Genomic DNA, 414 nt, shown 5'->3' with positions numbered 1-414 from the left:
ACCGTCAGGTCCTTCACCAGCACCTGGCGCTCGTAGTCGTCCAGGTCCACCAGGCCGCGCATGGTCAGCCGGGCCACGGTGTCCTCCACCGAGTCCACGACGGAGCCGATCACACCGGCCCGGTGCCGGGCGTCCAGCGCCGCGATCCGGCGCCGGTGCATCGCGGCGGCCACCTCCGGCGCGTACTCCACCCGCAGCGGCCGTACCGCGCACACCTCCATCCCCACCGGCCCGGCGTCCGCCGCCACCAGCCGGGTCAGCGCGTCCTGCGTCGCCTGCACCGCACCTCGCCCGGCGCCCGGCGCGGCCACCGGCACCCGCAGCAGCGCCGCCTCCACGCACGCCCGCAGATACCCCTCGTGGTCCTCGACGCCCAGCGTCGCCCGCGCGGTGTCCCGCACCCGCCACACCACC

1 pseudogene is annotated in these 414 nt (G+C 76.8%); it reads right to left on the bottom strand.

From position 1 onward, the window contains the following. A pseudogene (locus tag LPA54_RS40345) lies at window positions 1–414 on the bottom strand (hypothetical protein); the annotation flags it as partial.

The sequence above is a fragment of the Streptomyces sp. DH12 genome, from assembly GCF_020873895.1.
Classification (GTDB): Bacteria; Actinomycetota; Actinomycetes; order Streptomycetales; family Streptomycetaceae; genus Streptomyces.
This window is presented reverse-complemented; position numbering and strand designations above follow the sequence as displayed.